The organism is Halorubrum sp. PV6 (assembly GCF_003990725.2).
Taxonomy (GTDB): domain Archaea; phylum Halobacteriota; class Halobacteria; order Halobacteriales; family Haloferacaceae; genus Halorubrum.
This window is the reverse complement of the sequence record NZ_CP030065.1, coordinates 210,773-234,481: the sequence shown is the minus strand read 5'-3', so window position 1 is coordinate 234,481 and position 23,709 is coordinate 210,773. Positions and strand designations below refer to the sequence as shown.

20 protein-coding genes and 2 pseudogenes are annotated in these 23,709 nt (G+C 58.1%); 15 read left to right on the top strand and 7 right to left on the bottom strand.

Annotated features, from left to right (window positions below; all coding sequences use genetic code 11):
* Positions 1–6: 6 nt before the first annotated feature.
* Positions 7–369, bottom strand: coding sequence for a winged helix-turn-helix domain-containing protein (locus DOS48_RS28900; RefSeq protein WP_168654509.1), 363 nt, complete (start codon positions 367–369; stop codon positions 7–9).
* Between the two features lie 597 nt (positions 370–966).
* Here DOS48_RS28900 and DOS48_RS28895 point away from each other — a divergent pair.
* From DOS48_RS28895 to DOS48_RS28880, 4 genes are all read left to right on the top strand, one after another.
* Positions 967–2,436, top strand: a complete 1,470-nt coding sequence (locus DOS48_RS28895) for a hypothetical protein (protein WP_168654507.1) — start codon at positions 967–969, stop codon at positions 2,434–2,436.
* Between the two features lie 73 nt (positions 2,437–2,509).
* Positions 2,510–3,424 (top strand): ABC transporter ATP-binding protein, encoded by a 915-nt coding sequence (locus tag DOS48_RS28890; RefSeq protein ID WP_168654505.1) that lies wholly within the window; start codon positions 2,510–2,512, stop codon positions 3,422–3,424.
* Positions 3,421–4,248, top strand: coding sequence for an ABC transporter permease (locus DOS48_RS28885; protein ID WP_168654503.1), 828 nt, complete (start codon positions 3,421–3,423; stop codon positions 4,246–4,248). Before DOS48_RS28890 ends, DOS48_RS28885 begins: the two co-directional genes overlap by 4 nt.
* A complete protein-coding gene (locus DOS48_RS28880; protein WP_168654501.1) occupies positions 4,245–5,060 on the top strand; it encodes an ABC transporter permease in 816 nt (271 codons plus the stop codon). The genes DOS48_RS28885 and DOS48_RS28880 overlap by 4 nt, the downstream gene beginning before the upstream one ends.
* Before the next feature lie 53 nt (positions 5,061–5,113).
* On the opposite strand, the gene DOS48_RS28875 is transcribed toward DOS48_RS28880, so the two are convergent.
* Both DOS48_RS28875 and DOS48_RS28870 read right to left on the bottom strand, forming a co-directional pair.
* Positions 5,114–5,722, bottom strand: a complete 609-nt coding sequence (locus tag DOS48_RS28875; protein ID WP_168654500.1) for a TetR/AcrR family transcriptional regulator — start codon at positions 5,720–5,722, stop codon at positions 5,114–5,116.
* Between the two features lie 2 nt (positions 5,723–5,724).
* On the bottom strand, positions 5,725–6,177 hold the full coding sequence (locus DOS48_RS28870; protein WP_168654498.1) for a zinc ribbon domain-containing protein: 453 nt from the start codon (positions 6,175–6,177) through the stop codon (positions 5,725–5,727).
* Between the two features lie 253 nt (positions 6,178–6,430).
* Here DOS48_RS28870 and DOS48_RS28865 point away from each other — a divergent pair, with 253 nt between their 5' ends.
* The gene (locus DOS48_RS28865; protein ID WP_168654496.1) at positions 6,431–6,760 is read left to right on the top strand and encodes a HalOD1 output domain-containing protein; all 330 of its coding nucleotides are present in this window, start codon (positions 6,431–6,433) and stop codon (positions 6,758–6,760) included.
* An 86-nt stretch (positions 6,761–6,846) separates the two neighbouring features.
* Entirely contained in the window at positions 6,847–7,719 is an 873-nt protein-coding gene (htpX, locus tag DOS48_RS28860; protein WP_168654494.1) for a zinc metalloprotease HtpX, read from the top strand.
* Between the two features lie 39 nt (positions 7,720–7,758).
* Here htpX and DOS48_RS28855 read toward each other — a convergent pair whose 3' ends face one another.
* A complete protein-coding gene (locus tag DOS48_RS28855) occupies positions 7,759–8,544 on the bottom strand; it encodes a mechanosensitive ion channel family protein (RefSeq protein ID WP_168654492.1) in 786 nt (261 codons plus the stop codon).
* Between the two features lie 311 nt (positions 8,545–8,855).
* Between DOS48_RS28855 and DOS48_RS28850 the strand changes: the two genes are divergently transcribed.
* From DOS48_RS28850 to DOS48_RS28840, 3 genes are read left to right on the top strand one after another with little or no spacing between them, the layout of a single operon-like run.
* Entirely contained in the window at positions 8,856–9,536 is a 681-nt protein-coding gene (locus tag DOS48_RS28850; RefSeq protein ID WP_244629414.1) for a TetR/AcrR family transcriptional regulator, read from the top strand.
* Complete coding sequence (locus DOS48_RS28845) at positions 9,533–12,241, top strand: PEP/pyruvate-binding domain-containing protein (protein ID WP_168654490.1); 2,709 nt, start codon at positions 9,533–9,535, stop codon at positions 12,239–12,241. Before DOS48_RS28850 ends, DOS48_RS28845 begins: the two co-directional genes overlap by 4 nt.
* A 4-nt stretch (positions 12,242–12,245) precedes the next feature.
* Positions 12,246–14,915, top strand: coding sequence for a PEP/pyruvate-binding domain-containing protein (locus DOS48_RS28840; protein ID WP_168654488.1), 2,670 nt, complete (start codon positions 12,246–12,248; stop codon positions 14,913–14,915).
* Positions 14,916–15,488: 573 nt separating this feature from the next.
* Here the strand turns inward: DOS48_RS28840 and DOS48_RS29575 are convergent.
* The 3 genes and pseudogenes from DOS48_RS29575 to DOS48_RS29610 all read right to left on the bottom strand — a co-directional run.
* Entirely contained in the window at positions 15,489–15,656 is a 168-nt protein-coding gene (locus DOS48_RS29575) for a DUF1059 domain-containing protein (protein WP_168654486.1), read from the bottom strand.
* A 319-nt stretch (positions 15,657–15,975) separates the two neighbouring features.
* The gene (locus DOS48_RS28830; RefSeq protein WP_168654484.1) at positions 15,976–16,614 is read right to left on the bottom strand and encodes an IS6 family transposase; all 639 of its coding nucleotides are present in this window, start codon (positions 16,612–16,614) and stop codon (positions 15,976–15,978) included.
* Positions 16,615–16,687: 73 nt separating this feature from the next.
* Positions 16,688–16,813 (bottom strand): annotated as a pseudogene (locus DOS48_RS29610) (HNH endonuclease); the annotation flags it as partial.
* On the opposite strand from DOS48_RS29610, the gene DOS48_RS28820 reads away from it, so the two are divergent.
* The 6 genes and pseudogenes from DOS48_RS28820 to DOS48_RS29500 all read left to right on the top strand — a co-directional run bounded on the left by DOS48_RS28820 (position 16,787) and on the right by DOS48_RS29500 (position 23,138).
* Positions 16,787–17,023 (top strand): hypothetical protein, encoded by a 237-nt coding sequence (locus DOS48_RS28820; protein ID WP_168654283.1) that lies wholly within the window; start codon positions 16,787–16,789, stop codon positions 17,021–17,023. The pseudogene DOS48_RS29610 and the gene DOS48_RS28820 sit on opposite strands and share 27 nt — an antisense overlap.
* A 123-nt stretch (positions 17,024–17,146) precedes the next feature.
* Positions 17,147–17,416 (top strand): annotated as a pseudogene (locus DOS48_RS28815) (IS4 family transposase); the annotation flags it as partial.
* 199 nt (positions 17,417–17,615) lie between these two features.
* On the top strand, positions 17,616–18,239 hold the full coding sequence (locus DOS48_RS28810; protein ID WP_168654482.1) for a helix-turn-helix domain-containing protein: 624 nt from the start codon (positions 17,616–17,618) through the stop codon (positions 18,237–18,239).
* A gap of 14 nt (positions 18,240–18,253) precedes the next feature.
* Positions 18,254–18,811: a hypothetical protein gene (locus DOS48_RS28805; protein WP_168654630.1), complete on the top strand. Its 558-nt coding sequence runs from the start codon at positions 18,254–18,256 to the stop codon at positions 18,809–18,811.
* 388 nt (positions 18,812–19,199) lie between these two features.
* On the top strand, positions 19,200–20,885 hold the full coding sequence (locus DOS48_RS29505; protein ID WP_244629413.1) for a hypothetical protein: 1,686 nt from the start codon (positions 19,200–19,202) through the stop codon (positions 20,883–20,885).
* Positions 20,886–20,897: 12 nt separating this feature from the next.
* Complete coding sequence (locus DOS48_RS29500; protein WP_244629412.1) at positions 20,898–23,138, top strand: hypothetical protein; 2,241 nt, start codon at positions 20,898–20,900, stop codon at positions 23,136–23,138.
* Positions 23,139–23,709: the final 571 nt, after the last annotated feature.

Below are 23,709 nucleotides of genomic sequence, written 5' to 3'. Positions count from 1 at the left end.
TGTATGCTACTCCTGCTCATTCTGTGTATCTCCGTCTGATTCCATATTCACACCTGCCTCTGGTGATGATGATTCAGTTGGTAATAGTTCAGTCATATCTGCTTTCCGAGCTACTTGCTCAAGGATGTCCAAATTCTCTTCCATCTGGTCAGTTAGAAAATAAGTCATTCCGTATCCGTCGCCCATCGTGGTTAATACCCTGTTCTCACAGAGCAGGTCAAGATGATGGCGGGTAGTTTTGTAGTCTAATTCTAAGCTCTCCGAAAGCTGATTTGCGTTCATCGGTGTCTCGTGGAGTGTGAGGATGATGCGAAGGCGATTTCGACCGCCTCGTGAACCACCAATCAACCACCAGAGAACCCGACGCATCTCTATGTGACTACAACCGGGAATATAAAAATATGACTGGATTGAATCGGTGGGATGTGTAAAGACCGATTGGGATAATCGGTCGCTCATAAGAGGTTGCGCCAGCAGGGGACCAGTTCTATCAACAACAGGACACCCATTCTACTGTGATTGTACTATGCTTCAGCAGTTATCACTCCAAGGCCTGCGGATAAGATTATTTGCCGAATTTCGCCACACCTACAGACAGACTTGAACCAGAATTGCACCCAAATTCATCCAGACTACGTGAGATCGATTCGTTCGGTAAACAGAGGCCTGAAGTCCGTGTCAGAAAGCAGTGGTGCGGAGTCCAGTTCGGTTGCTGGGTCGTGACCTTATCTGAATTTGGGTCTAATTGTGCGTCGATATGGTCTGACTTCTGGCTCAAGTCCGGCAAAAGAGTAACTCCAAGTAAATGCTGCCTATGAGTGTAATGTCAAAATCCATCTCCGATGAGCGCTACGAGATACGATATCTACCACACAGGTATGTATCTACCACCATTTCTTGGAAATAATGAATCGAGGCAATAATACGACCCTCAGCCGCTCCCGCTTAGAACGAGTGGCCTCGCTTATGATCCTCTCGATGCTGGTGGTCAGTGTATTCGCCGTCACTGCCCCCGTTGCATCTGCTCAGTCGAGTGGGACTGCAATCGCAATCTCAAATGTCACTGCAAGCACTCAGACGCCAACGGCGGGAGAACCGTTCTCACTTCGGGTCACGATGTCGAACTATCCCAATAGTCAACGGACAGCGAATCTTAATGATCTCGTCGTTGAGGTTGATGGCAATCGAGAACACATAGTAAATGGACTCGGTCAATTGACACCTGGGTCACAGATGACTGTATCCGTCCCGGTGACAATCAATGACCCCGGACAGAAAACTATCCGTCTCGAACTGTATGGGAGTGCCGGAGCGGTAATCAATGTCCAGTCTCAATACATCGTGGATGCGCGCGAGCCACAACGCCCGAGTTTGGGGATTGCTGTCACTGAACCCAAGACCGGTGACACGGGAAGTGTCACGGTTTCTAATCCGGTCGTCGGATCGACACGGCAGGTGAACGTAACTGTCGCCAATGGGAACACAGAATCACTCCGTAACGTCCAATTGCGTTTGGACGGTGATGCGGATATCAAAAATTCCCGACGGATTAGTGCTTCAATCGCGTCCGGAGACCAAACCAGCCACACGTATCGGGTGAAGTTCTCCCGGTCCGGACAGCAATCACTTAACGCGACACTTACATATGATACTCCCTCCGGAAAGACACGGACGGTGTCTCAAGTTGATACCGTCAACGTTGATGCGGCGACGAGTGATGTGACACTGGATGTTTCCAATCGGATTCGTAACGACTCATCGGTCATCCTTACAGAACTTCATCAGTTCGGCAACGTAGAACTTGAAGACGTACAGATCCGTGCAGTAAATGATGGAAGCACTGTTGCCAGAGTCCCTATTTCGAACGTTCCGGGCAAGGGATCCCGAAATGCCACTCTGGATGATAACGACATTCCAGCTGGCAACATCACGATTGTGGCAACGTTCACCGCCGGGACTGACCGACAGACCATCCAACAGAGTCTCCGGTACTCAAAATATTCCCCAGCGCCAACCTCTGCGATTGCACTAACCGATGTTGGAATCACTCGGGGTGGGGGAACGTTGACCATTGAGGGTGAGGCAGCGAACGTCGGCACCGCACAGGTGAATTCGGTTCTGATCAGTGCTGCTAACACGGACGCCGTAACGCCCGTTGGGCCGACAAAAGAATATTTCATTGACAATATCGACTCAAATGAGTTCGAAACGTTCGAAGCGACGGTGAACGCCTCGTCGGATCTTGACCAGATCCCGATTCAAGTAGAGTACACCATCAACGGCCAGCGGGTGTCCAGCACGCTCCCAGTTGATGTCGGCACCATCGAATCTCAGTCAGACAGCAATCAAGAAGGTGGCTCCCCGCTGCTAGCAATCGGTCTCCTCGTGATCGTGGTAGTCGGGGCTGGGATCGGAGTGTATCGGTGGCGAAACTAATGAGCATCAACGATAGCTTGCCAGCTGGTCCGTTGAGTAGTCTGATAACTGCCTCATCAAGGATACTCAGATAATGCCTCCAGCAATACAGATACACGACGTTACGAAGCGGTTCGGTTCCTTCACGGCCGTCGACCGTGTCGACTTACAGATCGAACAGGGCGAGGTGTTCGGTTTTCTCGGCCACAATGGCGCCGGAAAATCGACGCTGATCAACATGCTGCTAGACCACATTCGCCCGACAGCGGGTGATCTAGCGGTGTTCGGCGCCGACTGTCAGACGGACAGCGTCGAAGCGCGCAAGCACATGGGGGTCCTTCCGGACGGGTATGGTGTGTACTCCGGTCTCACAGGCCGCCAGCACGTCCAGTTCGCAATGGAATCCAAGGGCGTCGACGGCGAACCACTCAATCTGCTCGACCGAGTCGGTATTACGGAGGCAGCCGACCGTGCTGCTGAGGGTTACTCAAAGGGGATGACGCAGCGCATGGTGTTTGCAATGGCACTCGTTGGTGAGCCCGACCTCCTCATTCTTGACGAGCCGACGTCGGGACTTGACCCGGCGGGTGCACGGTCGATGCGTGAAATCATCCTCGAAGAGAACGAGCGAGGAGCGACTGTCTTCTTCTCGAGTCACATCCTCGAACAGATCGAAGCGGTCGCCGATCGCGTCGGGATCATGCACCAGGCCCAGCTTGCAGCAGTCGACACGATCAGCGGACTGCGGGATATGGCTGGCGGTGAGACGAGACTGCTCATCGCGACCGATAACCTCGAAGACACACATATCGATGCGGTCGAAGCACTCGACGAGGTCGACAAAGCGGGGCTCACCGACGAGGGCCGGCTCGCGGTCACGTGTGCGAAGGGCGCAAAGATGGACGTACTGCTTGCGTTGGACGAACAAGGCGTCGAGGTGCTCGACTTGACAACCGAAGAGGCATCGCTTGAGGACCTGTTCGTCGAATATACACGGAGAAGTGAATGACGAGATGGCTGACTGTGGCCCGGAAGGATATCCGCGGCCTGATAGAGAGCCGAACGGGGAAGGCCGGCATCGCGTTCGTTGTCTTGATCTTCGTGTTTGGCGGGTATATTGTTCCAACGACGACGTCCGACCCGACGATGACTGATTACGATGGGTTCATTCGCGGGATCGCGTTGTTTCTCGTTCCCTTGTTCGGGCTGTTGCTCGGCTACCGTGCGGTAGTCGGAGAACGAGCCGCGGGCCGCTTGACGCTCACACTGTCGTTCCCACATTCCCGAGCGGATATCGTGTTCGGCAAGATGATCGGGCGTGGAGTTGTCCTGTTCGGGGCGATTACGGTCGGTGTTCTCGGTGGCGCCGCACTCATCGAGTATCCGTTCGGGAGTGTTTCGCTCAACAGGCTCGTCAGCTATCTGGGCGCGACCCTCCTGTTCGGATTTGCGTTTCTTGCGGTCGGAATGGCACTCTCGACACTGACCGCATCACTTCGCCGAGCGACTGTGTTCACATTCGGGTTGTTCTTCCTCTTCGTTGTCGGATGGCCGCAGCTCACTGGGTTCTTTCTACAGGGGTTGGAGTACCTGAACCTGGCAAGTGACGAACTTCCCAATTGGGCCGTCTTTGTCCACGGCGCGGAGCCTAGCATGCTGTACAAACGCGTCTTGGACACATACGTGAGTCCGAACAAACTCACTAGCGGGGCGGCTCTCGGCTCCGCCGGGCCGTGGTATCTACAGGGTGGACCGGCTGCCTGGCTGTTAGTAGGCTGGATTATCCTGCCGTCGATTGGAGGGTATATCCAGTTCCGGAGGACGGACTTATGAGCTGGCAGGCGATCGCGCGAAACGATCTACGCAAAGCAATTCATGAGCGGGGGGCATGGGCACTCTTCGCTGGATTCTTCCTTGGGTTTGGAGGGCTCGCAGCCTTGCTCGTCCAACTCGGTGATCCAGTGTTTGAGGGATATCTTGACCTTCTTGCACCTGGTGTTGGCCTGCTAGTTCCACTCGCAGGGATCATCCTTGGCTATGAGGCTATTATCGGCGAACGAGAGTCGGGAACTGCTGTGCTGTCGCTGTCAATGCCACACTCACGAGCTGGTCTCATCGTCGGCAAAATTGTTGGCAGAACGACACTGCTCGCCACTGTCATTGCACTCGCTGCCCTCCTCGCCAGTGTTATTCTTCTGTATTTTTTCCCGTCATTCTCCGCGTCTCGTTTTGTCGGCTTCACAGCAATGTCAATCGTGTATGGGGCAACGTTCCTCTGGATCGCAGCTGCACTCTCGATGGCATTATCAACGTCGCGTCGGGTGATCGCTGCGGCGTTCGGTGCGTACATCGGATTAACCCTCTTTTGGACCGTTCTTGTCAATCTTACAGAAATAGTCCTCTTTCGGTTCCGTCCGACATCTGGAGAGCCCGAAACGTGGGTTACGCTTGCAAGTTTCATAGGTCCGAATACATCGTTCAATTATGTGCTTGGAGAGGTACTTGATGCCGGGACCATTCCCGCTGCCGTTGTAGACTCGTCTGCGGACTTCGTGACACCAGCGGTGGCATTACTCGCTCTTGTAGGGTGGGCCGTACTTCCGGTGATTGGCGGGTTCCTTTCGTTCCGCCAAGACGACCTCTGACATCCTCCTTTGGATTCAGCAGTCCACCATCGGTGACATGACGTCGCGTGTACTCACACAGTACGTCTCAGTTCGGAGTCGATGTACGAGGCCAGCGAGACGCGTGCTGCCGCCGCAGCGTTTTTGCGGTCTGTCGTCACGCGACCGTACATCGCGCCGTTGACCGTCGCTAGGATATGCTCCGTGACCCGCGACGGGTCGACATCACGGAAAGTGCCGTCGTCGATGCCGCGTTCGACGATGCTCCGGACGGTAGCTGCCAGTCGTTCATCGATCTGCGTGAATTGCTCGCGAAATACCTCGTTCGTCACGGCTTGGGAACGGAGACCGACTAGCACCGCTTGGAGTTGTCGTTGCTCCTCGTCGGGCTGAAGCGGGAGGAGCTTCTCAATGACGTGCTCGAGATCATCTGGCGGTTCGTCACCTGTCTCTGTCTCGATCGTCTCTTCGAATCTATCGGCGGCAAACTCGAGAAACGCGACCAGAAGGTCGTCTTTCGTGTCGTAGTGGTAATAGATAGAAGCCTTCGATTTATCGAGTTCGTCGCCAATTCGGGAGATCGACAGGTCGGCGTAACCGTGCTTGAGTAGTGCTCGATAGGTGGCTTCCATAATCTCTTCTTCGGCGGTGCTCCAGTGCTGTTTGGATGAATCAGAAGCCATAGTCAGTCCGATTGGTTCTCGTCGATTCGTTCCAGTTTGGAGACGTCGACAACGTTGAATTCGGTTGTACACCAGTGGCAGAATCCGAGATCGGGATCGACCGGCTTTCCGCAGGCAGGACAGGCTGGAGATTCATTAGCCCCTGTTGACCCGACAGTATTGTTTGCTTGGAATCTATCGGGTTGTCTTCTAACTTTCGCGATGAGATACGCGTCAAGGGCACTAGCGGCACTGATCAGGACTATCGGGAGAATCGAGAATGGATCGGTTAGCGTACCCGAACTAAGCGCGGTTATCGTTGACTCGGGGACGAACAGAACTGAAGCAGCAACGATGAGCCCTAACCATCCAAGCGCTCTCAGCCAGCGCCGGAGGTAGAAGTGGCCAAGTCCGGTGACTACTGTCCCCAGAAGCGCAGCGAGTAGTGGGTTGTTTCTGAGTGAGACTTGTCGCATACTATTGACTAAACGTTCAGTAGGTGTTAAAACCTTCGTCTAACTAAAAAGGCCAGTGACAGAGTCACGATGTGGTGTACTCAATATATCCGAATAAACCATTTTAAGCCGTATATTCGGGAGATAGAGAATTGTGGCTGAGAATATTGTCAGGTTTGAGGCGACCTACTCTCACGTGATATGAGGGGAAAGATTGATACTTACCGAACGTTCAGTATGTGTGTGGCGCAACCCGAAAACGCCCGAATACACAATGACCGATGAATCTCGGCCCACTGACGAATTGACAGCATCGTGGCACGGCCGCTACCTGGCTCGCTGGGGCAATGAGACACCCCTCTACGAAGCCGTCACCGACGCCGTGTCGACCGTTACCGGCGATGCCCACTCGGCCGTCGCCTCCCGCTACGACAGGGCGCATGCGTTCGCGCTCAGTCAGCTGTTCGGCAGACCCGACGAAGCGTCGACGCCCTCGACTGGAGTGGTGAAGTTCGTCGTCTCCGAGTGTGTCGTCTCGGTCCACAGCGACGGGCAACTCTCGGTCAGTCTCGCTGACGAAGCGGGGAGCAACACAACGGTATAGCACCGAAATCCCTGACGGCGTTCCGAGGACAGCGAACAAACTCGCCGTAACATCCCACTACAAATGAACTCAATCTCGAACCAACAATGAACTGGTCACCGGACTGGGGGCTTCGTGCCCGAATGCTCCTCACAGTTGGACTCTTGGCGGGCCTGTATGCCGTTTTTATCGGCGTACTTCTCACCGTCAACGCCGGACTCCTGACGATCATCGTCGTGATGGGGCTGTTCATGCTCGGACAGTTCTTCTTCAGCGACCGGCTTGCGCTCTATTCGATGGGCGCGAGCGCGGTGAGCGAGGAAGAGTACCCTGAGCTCCACGCCGCAGTATCCCGATTGAGCCAGCAGGCTGACCTCCCGGTGCCCACCGTAGCCGTCTCGGACACGCGTGTGCCGAACGCGTTTGCGACTGGCCGTTCACAGGCGACGGCAACGATCTGTGTAACGACGGGGCTCCTTGAGACGCTCGATGCTGACGAACTGGAGGGTGTGCTCGCGCACGAACTCGCACACATCAAGAACCGTGACGTGATGGTGATGACCCTCGCGTCGTTCTTCTCGACGCTCGCGTTGCTCGTCGTCCGGTGGGGATGGCTGTTCGGCGGCGGTGGTGACGAGGAGAGCCCGCCCGTCTTTGTCGCCATCATCGCCTCGTTCGTAGTCTGGATTCTCTCGTTCGTGTTGATCAGAACGCTCTCACGATACCGAGAGTTCGCAGCCGACCGTGGTGGTGCCGTAATCACGGGCAGGCCGAGCGCGCTTGCGTCCGCGCTGGCGAAGATCTCCGGTGAGATGGACCGTGTTCCGGATCGAGATCTCCGTGAGAACGCAGAAATGAACGCGTTCTTCATCCACCCGCTGAGAAGCGGGGTCATTGGTCGGCTGTTCAGCACCCATCCGAGTACGGACGACCGCATCGCCCGACTTCGAGCGCTCGAAAACGAACTGGAAACGGTCTAAAATCCTCGTTCGACGGCATTGAGGACGAGACGTGGCCTCTCAATCGGCCGCAGTCGATCCGTCCGTGTTACCTGATGCCGCCAGCTCACCGGTAACCGGGTGTTGTGTCGTCGTCGAGAGATCAATTCCGGCGGCAGCACACCGCTCGTTGACGCGACGAATGAATTCGGCCTTGATACTGGCGCGGCGATTTCGATCCGCTTTCGCGAGCCAGACCCGCGCGGAGAGGAGCACGGAGGAGTCGGCCAGGTCGCTCACGCGAACCGACGGCTCGGGGTCGTCGAGAACAGCCTCAACGTCACTTGTGACCGCCCGAAGAACGTCCGTGGCGACGTCGATATCATCACCGTACCCGATGCCGAACTCGTAGGAGATCGCTTGCGGATCGTTGTACGTTCGGTTCGTGACCGGCTTGGTCGCGAACTCGCTGTTCGGGACGAGGACGGTCTCGTTGTTCGCTGTCTTGATCGTGGTCACCCGAAAACCGATATCGTCGATCGCGCCGGAAGCGCCCTCCCATTCGACCAAGTCACCGACATTGAGCCGACGATCCTGCACGATGAAGATCCCGCTGACGAAGTTCGCGAGCATCTCCTGAGCAGCGAAGCCGACCGCCAGTGAGATGACACCGACGACGAGTGCCGAGCCAGAGGGTGTAGTCTCGAACCCGGCGACGCCCGCCTCGATACTCACCGCGACGACGATGACGACCGCGCGGAGGAGACGAGCGACTGCCTTCCTGACGGTTCGATTCAGACGAGTTCGTCGGAGGAGTCGTCGAACGACAAGAACGAGTAGCCCTCTGCCAAGCGCATAGAGAACCAACGTCTATACCGCGAACTCCACGAGCTGTTCGCCGAGCGAGAGATACTCCGTAATGTACGAGTCGAGGACTCCGTGAAAGGACATACCGGGCAGGTGGCCGGTAGCCTCATAATGCCTACTCAGACCGGCTGAAATCGACCGAAAGAGCCGGATATCTCCTCGTGAAAAATATATGAATGAACGAACGATAAATTCATATTGTTGCTAAACGAACGTTCAGTAAGAAAATTCATGCCAGCGATTCAGACCGACGATCTGACGAAGTACTACGGCGACGTGCGCGAAGGTCCTGAAACGGGGCCGGAACGGAAATGATGGCCGGCTTCAGCGACGAGAAACGGGCGTACATCCGGAGCGAACTACTCGATACCGGCCGGAAGCTGTTCGCTCGCTACGGTCTCAAGAAGACGACCATCTCGGACCTCACCGATCCGGTCGGTATCGCCGACGGGACGTTCTACCACTTTTTCGACTCGAAAGAACGGCTCTACCTCGAAATCCTGACCCGAGAGCAGGAGGCGTTCGCCGACAGTGTCGACGAGCTGCTCGCCGACGCGTCGGGTCCGCAGGAAGGGATTACCGCGTATCTCCGACTCACCATCGAGGAGATCGAGACGAACCCCCTTATTCAGCAGCTCGTTGTCGAGGACGACTGGGAGCGACTGGTTCAGGAGTTCTCCGGGGACGAACTGGCCGAACAACGCGAACAGGAGCTCGGGTACCTCCTCCCGTACGTCCGAGCGTGGCAGGAGGACGGACAGCTCATTGACGGTGACCCCAGAGCGATCACTGGGGCGATCAATGCTGCCGCGTTCGTCGCGCTACATCGGGAGGAATTCGGCGACGACCTCTACCCTGCAGTCCGTGACACGCTCGTAGAAAGCGTCGCCTCGGGATTGACTACCGATTCGAAACCGACCCCGTCCACATCCGAGACGCGGGCAGACGAAGAACAGCCCCAGTCGACCAGAGACGAACGGAGTACCCGATGACGCAACACCAGACACAGAGTTACGTACAGTGGTTCGAAGAGATAGGAAGAAACGACCTCGCGCTCGCCGGCGGCAAAGGCGCGAACCTCGGCGTTCTCGTTCACGCAGGACTGCCAGTCCCGCCGGGGTTCGTCGTGACGACCACTGCGTACCGAGCACTCACCGACGACACGGAGATTCAGGAACTGGTCGAGCGACTCGATTCGCTCGACACCGCCGATGCCGACGCACTGACGACGACAGCGGGCGAGATCCGGGCGCTCATCCAGAATCGGTCGTTCAACGAATCGGCCGAACGCGCGATTGCCGATGCGCTCGATAACGACGCCGACACGACCTACGCAGTGCGCTCGTCGGCGACGGCTGAGGACCTCCCGGCGGCCTCGTTCGCCGGCCAACACGACACTCATCTGGGCGTCCCCGCCGACGACGTCGTCGACAGGATTCGCGACTGCATGGCGAGCCTGTTCACCGATCGCGCCGTCGCCTACCGTGCCCGCAACGACATCGCCCACTCGACAGTCGAGATGGCGGTCGTCGTTCAGGAGATGGTCGATGCCGACGCGGCGGGCGTATTGTTTACCGCCGACCCCGACACGAACAGTCGCGCAATCGTCTCGGTCGATGCAACCTTCGGCCTGGGCGACACAGTCGTCTCTGGCGAGGTGAGCGCCGACAACGCCCGCGTCAACAAGGAGACCGGCGAGGTACTCGACTACGACGTTGGCGAGAAGGCGACCGAACTGCGCGTGGCCGCGGAGTCGGGAACTGACGCCACGAGCACGAGCGCTGAACGTCGTGGACATCGTGTCCTCTCGGACTCACAGCTTCGAACGCTTGTCGACCTTGGGACCCGTATCGAAGCGCTGTTCGACGCGCCACAGGACATCGAGTGGGCACTTTCGAATGGTGGATTCCAGATAGTGCAATCTCGGCCCATCACCTCGCTGTTCCCGTTACCCGACCCGATGCCGGCGGACGACCGCCTACACGTCTACCTGAGTCTCGGCCACATGCAAGCGATGTCCGAAGCGATGCCGCCGCTGGTGCAGGACTTCTGGCAGACCTGGATGAACAGCGTTATGTCACAGTTCGGCTTCGGTCCGTTCTGGCCGACGCCGGTGGTGACCGCCGGCAGTCGGATTTACATCGACCTCACCCCGGCACTCCGGGTCGAGCGGTTGCGCGATCCGCTGCTCGGAGTAATCGGAGCGGTAAGCGAACCGGCGGCGGCGGGACTGCGCGAGTTGATCGAACGCCGCCCAGAGGAGTTCGAGCGCGAGGGGCTCTCGCTTTCCTCGCTACCGGTGGTCGCCGGCACGACGCGACGGGTCGGCGGCCTCGCGGTTGCGGTCGCCCCGGCGTTCGCTGCCGGAGCACTCGACGCGTTCCAGGGGCCGCCGACGGTCGAGGAGTTAGACGAGACGTGGAGCGCCTTTGCGGAGTCGTTCGTCCCGGACGAAGTGACGACGGCGAACTCGCCCGCAGAGCGCGCTCGGGCGGTTTTCACGTTCGGAGACATCAAGTCGTTCATGGTCGCAGCGTATCCGAGGGCCATGCCGCTGTACCTCGCCTTCGGTATCGACACCTGGATGAACCGGACCTTTGCCGACGCCCCCGAGACAGTGAACAAGGTGGGGAGGGGCTTCGAGCGCGATCTCGTGACCCGAATCAACCTCGGGTTAGGCGACATCGCGGACGTCGCCCGCAAACACCCCGACGTCGCCGACGCCCTCCGGAACGGAGCCTCGCTCGAAGAGATCGCCGCCGTTGAGGGTGGCGAGGAGTTCGAAGCGGCCTTCGAGGCCTTCTTGGAGGACTTCGGCCATCGGGCGACGGGCGAACTCGACTTGAGCCGACCGCGCTGGCGCGAGAACCCGGCGACGCTGCTCAGTACGGTCCGGGCGAACCTGACGAACGAGGACGCTGGGGAGCATCGCGAGCGAGTACGCGAGTTAGCCGTTGAGGCGGAACGTGCCGCCGACGAACTCGAAGCACGGGCCAATCACGGACTGTTGGGGCCGGTCAGGAGACGCGTCGTTCGGAAGCTCATCGAGACCTACCGGGACACGATCTACACCCGTGAGTACCCCAAACACTACGCCGCAGAGGGCTTCGCCAGCTGGCGTGAGGCCTTGCTCGACAGCGGGCGTCATCTCGCGACCGAGGGCGTTCTTGACCGTCCCGAGGACGTCTGGTTCCTGCGGAAGGAGGAACTGTTCGCCGCGCTCGACGGCGACCCCATCGAGGCCGATATCGAGGCTCGGCGGCGGGAGGTCGCTTTCTACGACACGCTCGACGAACCGCCGCTGCTCACGAGCGAGGGTGAGACGCCCCGTGGAGCGATTGATCGGACAGACGTTCCCGATGGAGCACTTCTCGGCACCGGCGTTTCGACGGGGATCGTCGAAGGGCCCGCGAGAGTGGTACACGACCCGACCGAAGCCACCGTCGAGGGCGGCGAGATTCTCGTCGCGCCCTCGGCCGACCCGGGGTGGACGCCGTTGTTCCTCAACGCCGCAGGAATGGTCGTCGAGGTCGGTGGCCGCGTCAGCCACGGCGCGCTCGTCGCCAGAGAATACGGCCTGCCCGCCGTCGTTTCTGTCCCAAACGCGACCAAGAAAATCAAAACCGGCCAGTGGATTCGAATCGACGGCTCGCGGGGCACCGTCGAGATACTCGACGAGGAAGCCGGAAGCAACTGAATCAATGACAACAGAAATCCCAACTACGTACACGAAACGCTTCGGTGAACTCGGGCGGGATGACCTCGCGCTTGCGGGCGGAAAAGGCGCGAACTTGGGCGAACTCGTCGGGGCCGGCTTGCCGGTTCCGCCGGGATTTGTCGTCACAACCGAGGCGTATCGCTCGCTGATCGACACATCGGAACTCCGCGACGCCATCGCCGAGTTGGAGGCGCTCGACGAAACCGACACCGAGGCCCCCACGGCGACGGCCGAGCAGATTCGCTCGCTCGTTCGTGAGCAGGAGTTCTCCGAGGAGATCGAACGGTCGATCGCCGACGTGCTTACCGCCGATAGCTCATACGCCGTGCGGTCGTCGGCGACCGCCGAAGACCTGCCGAGTGCGAGTTTCGCGGGCCAACACGACACATCTCTCGGTGTGTCCACGAACGATGTCCTCGACGCAGTTCGCGACTGTATGGCGAGCCTATTCACCGACCGTGCCGTCGCCTACCGTGCCCGGAACGGTATCTCCCATTCAGCGGTGGAGATGGCGGTCGTCGTCCAGGAGATGGCTGACGCCGACGCCGCGGGTGTCCTGTTCACCGCCGACCCCGACAGCGGGAAGCGGGGCGTCGCATCCGTGGAAGCGACCTACGGTCTCGGTGAGACGGTCGTCTCGGGTGAGGTGAGTGCGGACAATGCCCGCATCGACAAGGCGACGGGTGAGATACTCGACTACGACATCGGCGAGAAAGCGACCGAACGACGCCTCACCGACGACGGAACGGAAACCGAGGAGACGACCGAGGAGCGGCGGCGCGAACAGGTACTCTCCGATGCACAGCTTCGCACACTGGTCGACCTCGGCACTCGAATCGAGAAGCTGTTCGGCGAGCCACAGGACATCGAGTGGGCACTCGCGGATGGTGAGTTCGTGATCCTGCAGTCCCGGCCCATCACCTCCTTGGTCTCACTCCCGGAACCGCGTCCCGACGACGACCGGTTACACGTCTACCTGAGTATGGGTCACGCACAGGCGATGACCGATCCGATGCCACCGCTCGCGCTCGACATCTGGGAGACGGTCTACGGCGGAATGTTGAACGACTACACCGGCGGTGACCGCGCGTGGATCACCAGAACTGAGGGACGGATATACATGGACATCACACCATTCCTCGGGTTCGGCGTGGCACGCGACGGCATCGTCGAGTCCATCAGCGTGATAAGCGAGTCAGCCGCCGAGGGAACTGTCCGGCTCCTCGACGAGCGACGCGAGGAGTTCGGCGGCGAGTTCTCCGTTTCGAGCCTGCCAACAGTCCTCCGCAAGCTCGCCGGCGCGCTCCCACTTGTCGTGGGGATGACTCCAGGGATGGTCCGAGAGGGTGTGCTCCCGTTCTTCCGCGGTGCAGCTGGCACTGAAGAGTACGTGGCCGAGTTCAATGCGTGGGCGAAGACACAGGAAGCACAGGTCCTCGACGCCGAAGGCCCGAACGAATTAGTCGAGAACGCGTTCGCGGGCTTCCCGGCCGAGTTCCTCTTCGAGATGACGCCGAAGTCGGTGCGGGTTATCGTCGGGCCGGTCGCTGGCGGACTGCTCGAACGGGTTGTCCCCGGCGTGGATGCCGCGCTCGTCGACGCGGCCGCGAGAGGGGCAGAACAGGAAGTGGGCACACGCATGACGCTTGCACTCGGTGACCTGGCGGATCTCGCACGAGAGACCCCGGCAGTCGAGCAAGCAATACTCGACGAACAGCCGTACGAGAAGATACGCGAAATCGAGGGAAGTGGACCGTTCGTCGAAGGATTCGAAGCGTTTCTCGACGACTTCGGTCACCGCGCGGCGGGCGAGTTCGACCCGAGTCGCCCCCGGTGGCGCGACGACCCCGCCACTCCGATCGGTATCATCCGCGGGAACCTCATCAGAGAACAAAAAGGGGCCCATCGCGAGCGTCTGCACGAGCGGAAGCGACAGGCACAGGACACAATCGACGAACTGCAGGCGAACGCGCGGCGTGGGCTCTTCGGCCCAGTTCGACGGCCACTCGCAAGCCACCTCATTCGGACCTACCGGAGTCACATCCACCTGCGGGACGAGCCCAAACACGCCGCGGCACACCTGTTCGCGGCGTGGCACGAAGCCCTCCAGCGGGCAGGCGAACATCTCGTGGCCGAAGGCGTACTGACCGAGACCGACGACGTGTGGTTCCTCCGCAGGGATGAGTTGCTTGCGCTCATTGACGATCCATCCGGTGACCTGCCGGATATCGACGTGCGTCGACGGGACCACGAGCGTCACAAGCGGGTTGACGTGCCACCCCTCATCACCAGTGAGGGAGAGATTCCCCGCGCCGAGCGCGAGGACGTCGGTGCGAACACGCTGGTCGGAACGGGCGTCTCCTCGGGCATCATCGAGGGCACAGCCCGAATCGTCCACGACCCGGCGAACGCAAACCTCCAGTCCGGCGACATCCTCGTCTGTCCGTCCTCGGACCCCGCCTGGACGCCGTTGTTCGCAACCGCGGGCGGGATCGTCACCGAAGTCGGTGGGCGACTGACCCATGGGGCGTTGGTCGCTCGCGAGTACGGCCTGCCTGCGGTCGTGTCTGTGACCAACGCGACGGAGCTGATAGCCGATGGTCAGCGCATCCGCGTCGACGGTGACACCGGAACGGTAAATCTCCTCAATTAGAACGAGAGGAGCTGATAACAGAACTGGGCGTAATCGGTAGCGATTGAGTTAGACACGGCGTACGTGAGGCAGTTTATCCAGAGGTGGCTCTGTTGAAATCCATCAGCGTTGACATTGAGCAGGGCTATTTTCCCATTGGACGTTACGGGTGTAATGAAAAGCTAGTGCCTCAGAAAGTCGCAAGATGGCAAGGGGCTTTCAACAGAACCACTCAAGCATTCCTCCGAGCGACGGTCTGGAATAGACTATCTGCTGTCTGAGAGTGCTATCAATTTACGACTTCGTTCACCAGATGTATCCAACAGCGGCTAAACTTCCGAGTATGATTATGACCGATCCACTGACAAAGTGGAATGTGTATGCTCCCTCCTCACCGAAGAGAACCGCTGATCGATGAACAAGAAGTCGGTATACTATGAAATGGCTCTGTTGAAATCCTCTTCTTCAGACATATTCTCGCCTGAAACAGCCGGTCGATGAAAACTGCGTATCTCGCACAGGTGTGTTGTGAAAGCCAGTGATCGGATCGGCCAATACAGGAGGCCGATACTCCGATCAGTACGGTCCCCACTCTCAGACTTGTATAATACTTGATTTGATTTTGTCCACGGTCTCGTCGTCCAGTTCAACTTCGGGGTGTGAACTTTTTGCGTGTTCTTCCGCTTGAGCCATGACCTCCTGTTCAGTCTCAGCTTCAATGGTCGCGCTACATCCGTCTACGATGCACTCGAGTCTCTGCATAGTCCAACTGTAGGATGTGTGTTACCGCATTATTGGTATTTACCCTCTAATGGCAGATACGCACGTGCTACCCGGCCGACTTCATGACCCCAACGAGCATGAGCGCGTTCGCGATAGATCGGCACGTTCAGCGAACGGGTGGTTCATCCGATTCGGCGGGAAGTAAGCCGTCGTGCTGACTTCAGCCGCTGTATCTCACACGGCGGTCTTGGGGTAAGACGGGCAGACCGGTGTTCTACGTCAGTGTGTGGGTCTCCTGTATTGACCGGAACCGGACTAAAACGTATCACTTTCTGAGGATTTCAACAGAGCGGTCGTGTTAACTTAAGCATCGATTCCAGCAGACGGCGAAGGCTTGGAGCCATGATTCTACCGCCGTCGGCTCCGCATTTCTAAACGTATTTGAAAACGAGGATGTTCGTCGTTTTACTTCTCTAAAGACACGTTCGACAGCATTCCGATTTCCATGACGAGTAATTTGAAATCGGAGCGAAGTACGTGAGAGCGCAGCTGTGAGATGTCCGCCAGCATCAACCAGAAAGATCGCGTCGTCAACGTGGTGTTTCTCTCTGAGATCGCGGAGAAACACCAAAGTAAATTGTTGGTTTTGAACGGGAAATACGTCAACGTGGAGGAATTCGTTTGTACGAGGATCTACGGCGGCATACAGCCAGAATCGGTCTGAGTCGATCTGAATCGCAGTCTCGTCGACCGCAACGCGATTCGGGCTCGCACCGTTAGCTGGCTGTAGATCGGCCTTTTGAATCCAGTTGTGGATTGCTGTTCGGCTTCGCTCGACACCCAAATTCTCAAGATACTGTTTGGTATTCGAAAGTGATAGGCCAGCAAGATGGAGCTGAATACCGGTTTCAATGATCTCGTAGGGTGTCCGCTCACGCTCCACAAACTCCAAGTCAATCCATTTAGTAGAGCCGTTGAGGCGGTTGGATTCGGACATAGACCATTCGGAACACCGACCGCCTCATCCTTAACTTAACATCGCCCAACAGAGCCGTTATAGATTATAACAGCTAGTCTTTGAGGCCGAGCTCTTCTTCAGTCGACGTCCCGGAGAGCCCAGCCCGGATCACTGCTGGGTAGAACTTCTCGTTCTTCGGTAGCTGCTCGCCGTGTTCACGCTGCCACTCGACGTCGACACCGAGACAGACGAGACCACTGAGAGCGCCGACGCGGACGGACAGACGGCGCTGACACCCGACGAAGAGCTCGACCACACAGACTACGGTGGGACGAACGTGTGGCTCTTAGAGCTGCCGCAGTTTGGCGATGAGAAGCGCGATCTTGATGACTTCCTCCAAGAGGGCTGGCTCGCACTCACGCCGCCGACGGCCATACTCGCCTCGTAGTAGTCGGTCCATCCGTCTTTAGTTAAGTGAAAAACCGCGTGATAGAGGCGGCTTATCGAGGCATCTTTCGGAAGGAATGAGAAAGTCCAGTCTGTGCACGACAAGGACTCCTCATTTCGGATTATGCGTCGGCTCACTACACTGTTTCCCTCTGAGTTCCTCGAAGAGCACGCCGAGGAACTCGGCGTGGTCGAACGTGACCGTAAGCTTCAGATCCCTGCCTTCGTCTGGACATTTGTGTTCGGTTTCGCCGCAGGCGAAAGCCGAACACTCGCCGGGTTCAGACGATCTTACAACTCAACTGCCGATGAGACAATCTCGCCCAGCGGGTTCTATCAGCGGTTGACGCCGACGCTTGCGGAGTACCTCCGCGACCTCGTCGAGCGCGTCCTCGTAGCCATGCTGTGAGAGGGCACGCTCAATCCCGTGGAACGCGGGCAAATCATTCGTGTAGATGCCGATCGATTCTGTCCGTCCTTGTTCGAGGAGTGTTGGTGCTGCCCCACCCACTTGTGCATCTGCTTGCTCTATCGTGTGCTCGGGACGACCGTGGCAAACATTTATAGTTTCTAGTTTCGTAACTCTATACACGATGAGCTACGATACAGAACACGTGCGAAACGCGGGTGACACACCGGGGATGATCACCGGAATCCCTACGTTCGCAGAATTACTCGATAACCCGTCTCTCGCTAGTCTCTATACATCCATTCGGCGGTCCGGGACTACGACGGGCCCTGAACTCGTTGAAACAACGACAGTCTCAAAGAAGACGGTGTACGACTATCTGCATAAACTGGAACAGGCGGGCCTGATCAGCAACGTTGACCATGATAGCAGGACCGCCGTATACACCGCTGAAGAGTTCAAACTGACATTAACAGTCCGCGAGACAGAAGTCTCGATTACCCCTGAACTTATCGAAGTGATCGCCCAGAAAAACGAATATCCAGCGATTGAGCGGGTTCTCGAAGACCACGGCATCGTCACGTTCGCACTCGCATACGACCTCGTGAAAGCACACAGTGAGGGAGATGTCACAATCCGGCAGATCGCGAGCCTCGCAGACCTTTCTTCTGGAACTGCGTATGATCTTGTCGAAGCCATCTATTCGATTCTCGATCTTGGTGACAACGAGTCGGGCCCGACGACGTACACACCAGATGATTTCGATGAGAACGAAGGCGATCTCCTCGAGGAATTTGACGACAAGTAGACCGAATGACGAGGATTTATACTGCGAATATTGCGGACACGGTGATGTTTCGGAACTTGGGAAAGCACCCCAGTCCGCACCTACAATCACTCAAAACTGCCGTAGAGGAAATCGGAACAGAAATTTGGGTGCCAGCAGCAGTCTACCACGAACTGGCGGATACCGGGAGTGCTGACTCACCGACGAATCCGTACCTCGATATGGCTATCGAAGAAGGGTGGCTGCGGGTAGCCCCACCGCTTCCCGGTAACCGTACAGCGGGATTCGATAGTAGTGCTGGACCGGTTGAGAAAGCACGGTTCGTTGCAGATGAGTTTCTCAACCAGCAAAGCAAGTATCCAGAGACGAACAACTGGCAGGATGCAGCAGTAGTCGCGTTGACAGTTCGACTGTTCGATGCGAATGCTCGAATCCGTGTGATCACCCACACAGCGGACAAAAATCTGGCCAAGGCGTGCGCTCGTATCCCTCCTGAATTTGGATACTACGATATCAAATCCCGATACTATAACCCGCCCCAGACAGCAAAGGCTGAGTTTCCAACTATTGACCAGCTTTCGTGGAATGAGTGATCTACCTCTAGGTCCAGCTCTGAGGCACTCAGTTTGATTATTGACATATATAACAGAAACCTGTTGCAGATATCTGTTACAGATGTCTGTAACAGATGCTTATTCTAGATAGTTCTATCAGGTGCATTCTTCAAGATCGGGATCCCATCAGCACCGCTTCTAGTTCCAAAATAAATACAGATAGTTGTTACAGAAAGATGTTCTAGATATCCGTTACAGATTATAGTCACGAATATCTGACACACATATATGTAACGGGCAGTCATATGAGTCGGTATATGATAACGACTGTCATCTACGAGAAATAACCCTCGCGCTTCAGCGGCACCACGGACTCGACACCGAGGCGGTCACCGAGACGACTGAGACGGCTCGCGACCACGGCGTATTGTACCGTGACGACGAGACGGGTCAATTCAAGATCAACACGCCACAGGACGAGAAAGGCCCAGAGATTGACCCCGTTGCCTTCAACCGGGATGCGTACCCACCGAGCGACGATGATGAGCCGGACTCCGACGACGACTCCGGTGGCGACTCCGACGACGACCCAGACGGGGGTGACACACCAACCGGGACACCTGACGAGGAACCCTCTGAGAAAACCACAGAGAATACTGATCAGCAAACCTCTGAGAATACCGACGACCACGCCGACACCGACGAGGAGGAGACACCCGCCACGGACGCGAGTAGTGAGAGCGACGAGCCAGACACGGCCAGCACGAGCGAAGCGGACACGCCGGACACCGAGACGACCAACACCTCGTCTCAAAGCGGGGATGGCTCAGAAGCGCGCACAGGCGCGCACAGTGCGCCCGGAGACACAGACGACGCAGACACCACGCCCAGCGCCGAGACGGCCACCACGGGCGACGACGGCGACACGGATACTGCCGACGACACCTCTCCCGACACCACCGAGACAGAGTCGCGCTCAGACGACACAGACGGCGCAGAGAGTGACGCCGACGAGACGCGGCGTGTGGGACAGACCGCAGCCGGCGAGCCGCGTGCGGAGCCCAACAGCACACTCGTCGACGCTGACCCTACCGACCTCCGCTTGAGTCCCACGCCCGATCTGGGTGCCGTCCAAGCCTGCCTCGAAGAGGCGGCCCGCTTCTTCCACAGCCAACTCGATACGACGATCGACAACAACGTCACGTGGAACGAGGAACAGGCGTTCGAGGCGGGCTACCGCAAACCTGAGACGCCCCGCGAGTACTTCACCGCGCTCGACGAGCCCGACCCGGCGTACCCCGTCGAACAAGATCCCGAGGCGGCCGACGCGATGCCCGCCAACGAAGACGCACAGACTTCGGGCATTCAGTCCACCGAGGACGCCGCCGAACGCATTGCCGAGCCCGAGGACTTCGCTGCCGACGAACAGCCGTACCAGTTCCTCGGCGCTGACCACCGGGGCTGGAACGACGACCTCGTCGCCGACAAGCAGCTCGGGTTGGCACCCGCCTTCGGCAAGAAGTTGTTCTTCCACCTCGAAAGCAAGGGGTTCAGCCACCACACGATGATTGCGACGGGGCTGTTCACCAAGCCGAACGACGCCTACGGCGAGAACGAAGAGGGCGAGGAGTACGTTGATTACACCACACTCGATGACCCCGACAACGCGAATGACCTCTCGTGTCTCTTCCGGGGGCGGTACATCTTCCCGTACTACGACGAGGACGGGAAAGTCGCGTTCTTCATCGGACGGCAGCCGGACTTCGACACCGAACACGGCACCCACCCAGAGGACTTCACGAAGGGGAAGTACGCCAAGCTCGCGACGACGAAGAACTACACCATCGCTGACGAGCCGATCTACGGCCGTGAGACCATCGTCGAGGGCGAACCCCTCGCGATTACTGAGGGGATGGCCGACGCGATCACGGCTCACGCCCACGGGATCCCGTGCATCTCGCCGGTGACGAAGACGTTCAAGATGAAACACCGCGACGTGCTCGCCGACATCATCAAGCGCCGGGAGATCCCCGACGTGTACTTCTTGCAGGATTCGGACCCGCCAAAGCGAGTGGTACTGGCCGAAGAAGACCGCGACCACGACGAGCGCTAGTGTGAACGCGACATGGCTCTTCGCGAGTTGTTCTGTACCGGCGAGTTTCCCGGCGACGAGATGTTCACCCGGAAGCTGGTCGTTGAAGCCGCTCGCGACGGAACACTGCAGGACAAACTCGACGATCAGGACATTCGCGTCGCGCCGCCCGCCGACGCCGACGTCGACGCAGAGGAGAAAACGCCCGTCACCGCCGAGGAAGTTCCGGTTCACCTGTTGGAAACAGACGGTGAGTTCCGGGCGAAAGGCCCCATCAGCGAGGTTATCGAACTCCACCAGCACGGGCCGGGCGTGGATAGCGCCGTGAACATGGGCCGGGTGCTGGACACGCATACGCCGTCGCCGGACGACACCTTCACCGGGACGGTCCAAGCCGCGGCCGACGTCTACCGCGAGGAAGTCCTCGAGGGCGACGCCGACCCCGTCGAAGACGATCACGAGCTCTGGGAGGAAGTCGCGACACGGCTCGGTATGATCGACGTCGACACCGAGACAGACGAGACCGCTAAGAGCGCCGACGCAGACGGACAGACGGCGCTGACGCCCGACGACGAACTTGACCACACAGACTACGGCGGGACGAACGTGTGGCTCTTAGAGCTACCGCAGTTTGGCGATGAGAAGCGCGACCTTGATGACTTCCTCCAAGAGGGCTGGCTCGCGCTCACGCCACCGGCTGAGTGGGCGCTCCGACTCACAATGGGGAATGGCCCGACGCCCGCCGACGACGGGAGTGATGGACCGGCCACGGCCCCTGCGTGGATGCAGACGCTCGCTGATCGGGCCGACCCAGTGGGTGAGTACCCGACCGGAATTGCCCCGGACACACTCGGGTTCCCGACGGCCAATGACCTCCCGCAAACGGTGGGGGCAATCACCCCGGATGGCATGGCCGCAGACCTCCCGATTTACGACCCGCATATCATCCCGTTTGACCCCGACGCAGACCGGGATGAAATCGCCGCGTCTCACCGGTGGCCAGTCACCGATCTCGAGACGCTTCGCACGGAGGGCAATACGGTCCAGCCGATGCCCGAAGCGAACACCGTTTACCCACCCCTCTCACTGTTCGGATTCATCCCCACGATCCACCCGTCACAACACCCCGCCGCGACGGGCAACATTGGGGGGCTTGTGAACGACGCCAGCACCACGATGGACATCGACCCACAGGAGATTGAAGCCCGGGTCGAGGAGGGTGACTATCGCGAACTCACAGGGAGCCACAACCCCCTCTGGACACTCGACTTGCGCGACCTTGGACTCACGCCCGGCTCGCGCGGAACAAACCCCTTCGGACACTTCGGTGAATCGGAGAATTACTTCGTCGTGATCGACGACGAAACTGCCTACTGCCACAAGCGGAATGCCCTCTACAACTTCCAGCATTTCGCGCTCTGTGACATGGGGAAACGCGACCCCAAACATTCGGCAAGTGGTCAGAAACTCGATGATTTAGAATACCTCCATCTGTGGACCTACGCTCGCCAGAACAACCTCGTCCCAGAGCACACGCCCATCCCCCTGAAGGGGCTTGTGGGATACGCGATCGAGAACGATTATTGCGAGCCTGACGACCTCGAAGAATTCGGCAGTTCGGAGGAAGATTCCGACGGCGATGACGACGAATCGAACGGCGACTCCGGGGGGAGTAACACGGCGGGCAAGCGCGCCCTGAAGCTCCCGGATGATGTCTACTTCCCAGTTCTCAAAGATATTGAAGACACGACAGGATACATGCCAGCGCGGCTCGCCGATAGTAACCGGTCGGGTAAAGGAAGCGGTGATGATGGCGACGGCAACGAGTCGCCCGACGTCGACACAGAGGCGATCGCTTTCGACAGTGTCCACCGCCGGTACGGGCAGTTCCTCACTGGAGACAACGCACCGGATCCACTGAAGCAATTCCTGCGTCGCTACACTAACACCGAGGACGGCGAGATCACAACCGACACCGACGAGACGATGTTCGTCCCGAAGGCAGAGCTCCGTGATGCGTTCAATGCGTGGGCGCAGATCAACCTCCGCTATGTACGTAACGATCCTGATAGGTCGGTCGATGATGTGGACTTGAGAGAACTCCCGCCGGGGGCGTTCACCCAGCCGCTGAAAGCACAGGTCGATGTCGAACTAAAGGAGGGTCGGCCCCGATTTGAGGACAGGCCTCGCAAGACAGTCTGGTTCGGAATCGAGCTTGGAGACAAGGCCGAAAACCTCGCTGATCTCGAGGGGAAGTTCACCGAAGACGAGTAACACGCACCCGGTCTCCATTTCCAGTCCCGACGATTCTGATTGCGGTATTTTTGCCAATTCATACGAAAACAGATAGTTCTAACACCGGCAATTGACGTCCTATTCTGACACGAGATTCCAGTAAATATCTTGCCGATCTCCGCTCACTATCTTGTCCTGAACGAACTCCAAGCCAGTATCATACCGGTCCAATACTCGAAGCCACTCAACCCATTCTAACCGCCTTTCTGGCCCTCAATGGATCCAGCCGTTTTCTAGCACCTACACGCCCCTACAATCACCCCGATCACCCCCCCTTGACCACTCTCGAAAACCGCAAGACGTGAAGGCCGGTCAAGGGGGTCCGGAGCAAATCGCAGAATGGCCCATTTTCTCCGAAAACCACCTTCTACTGGGATTTCTCTCTAAACACGATTATTTCGAATTGTTTGGACAGAAATATGAGAATATTCAAAACCACGAAAATAATAGGACGTAATGGGTGGTCAAGGGGTTCTGGAACAGATGATTAGACCCCTTGACCACTCTCGAAAACCGCAAGACTTGGAGGCTGGTCAGGGGTACAAAAGAA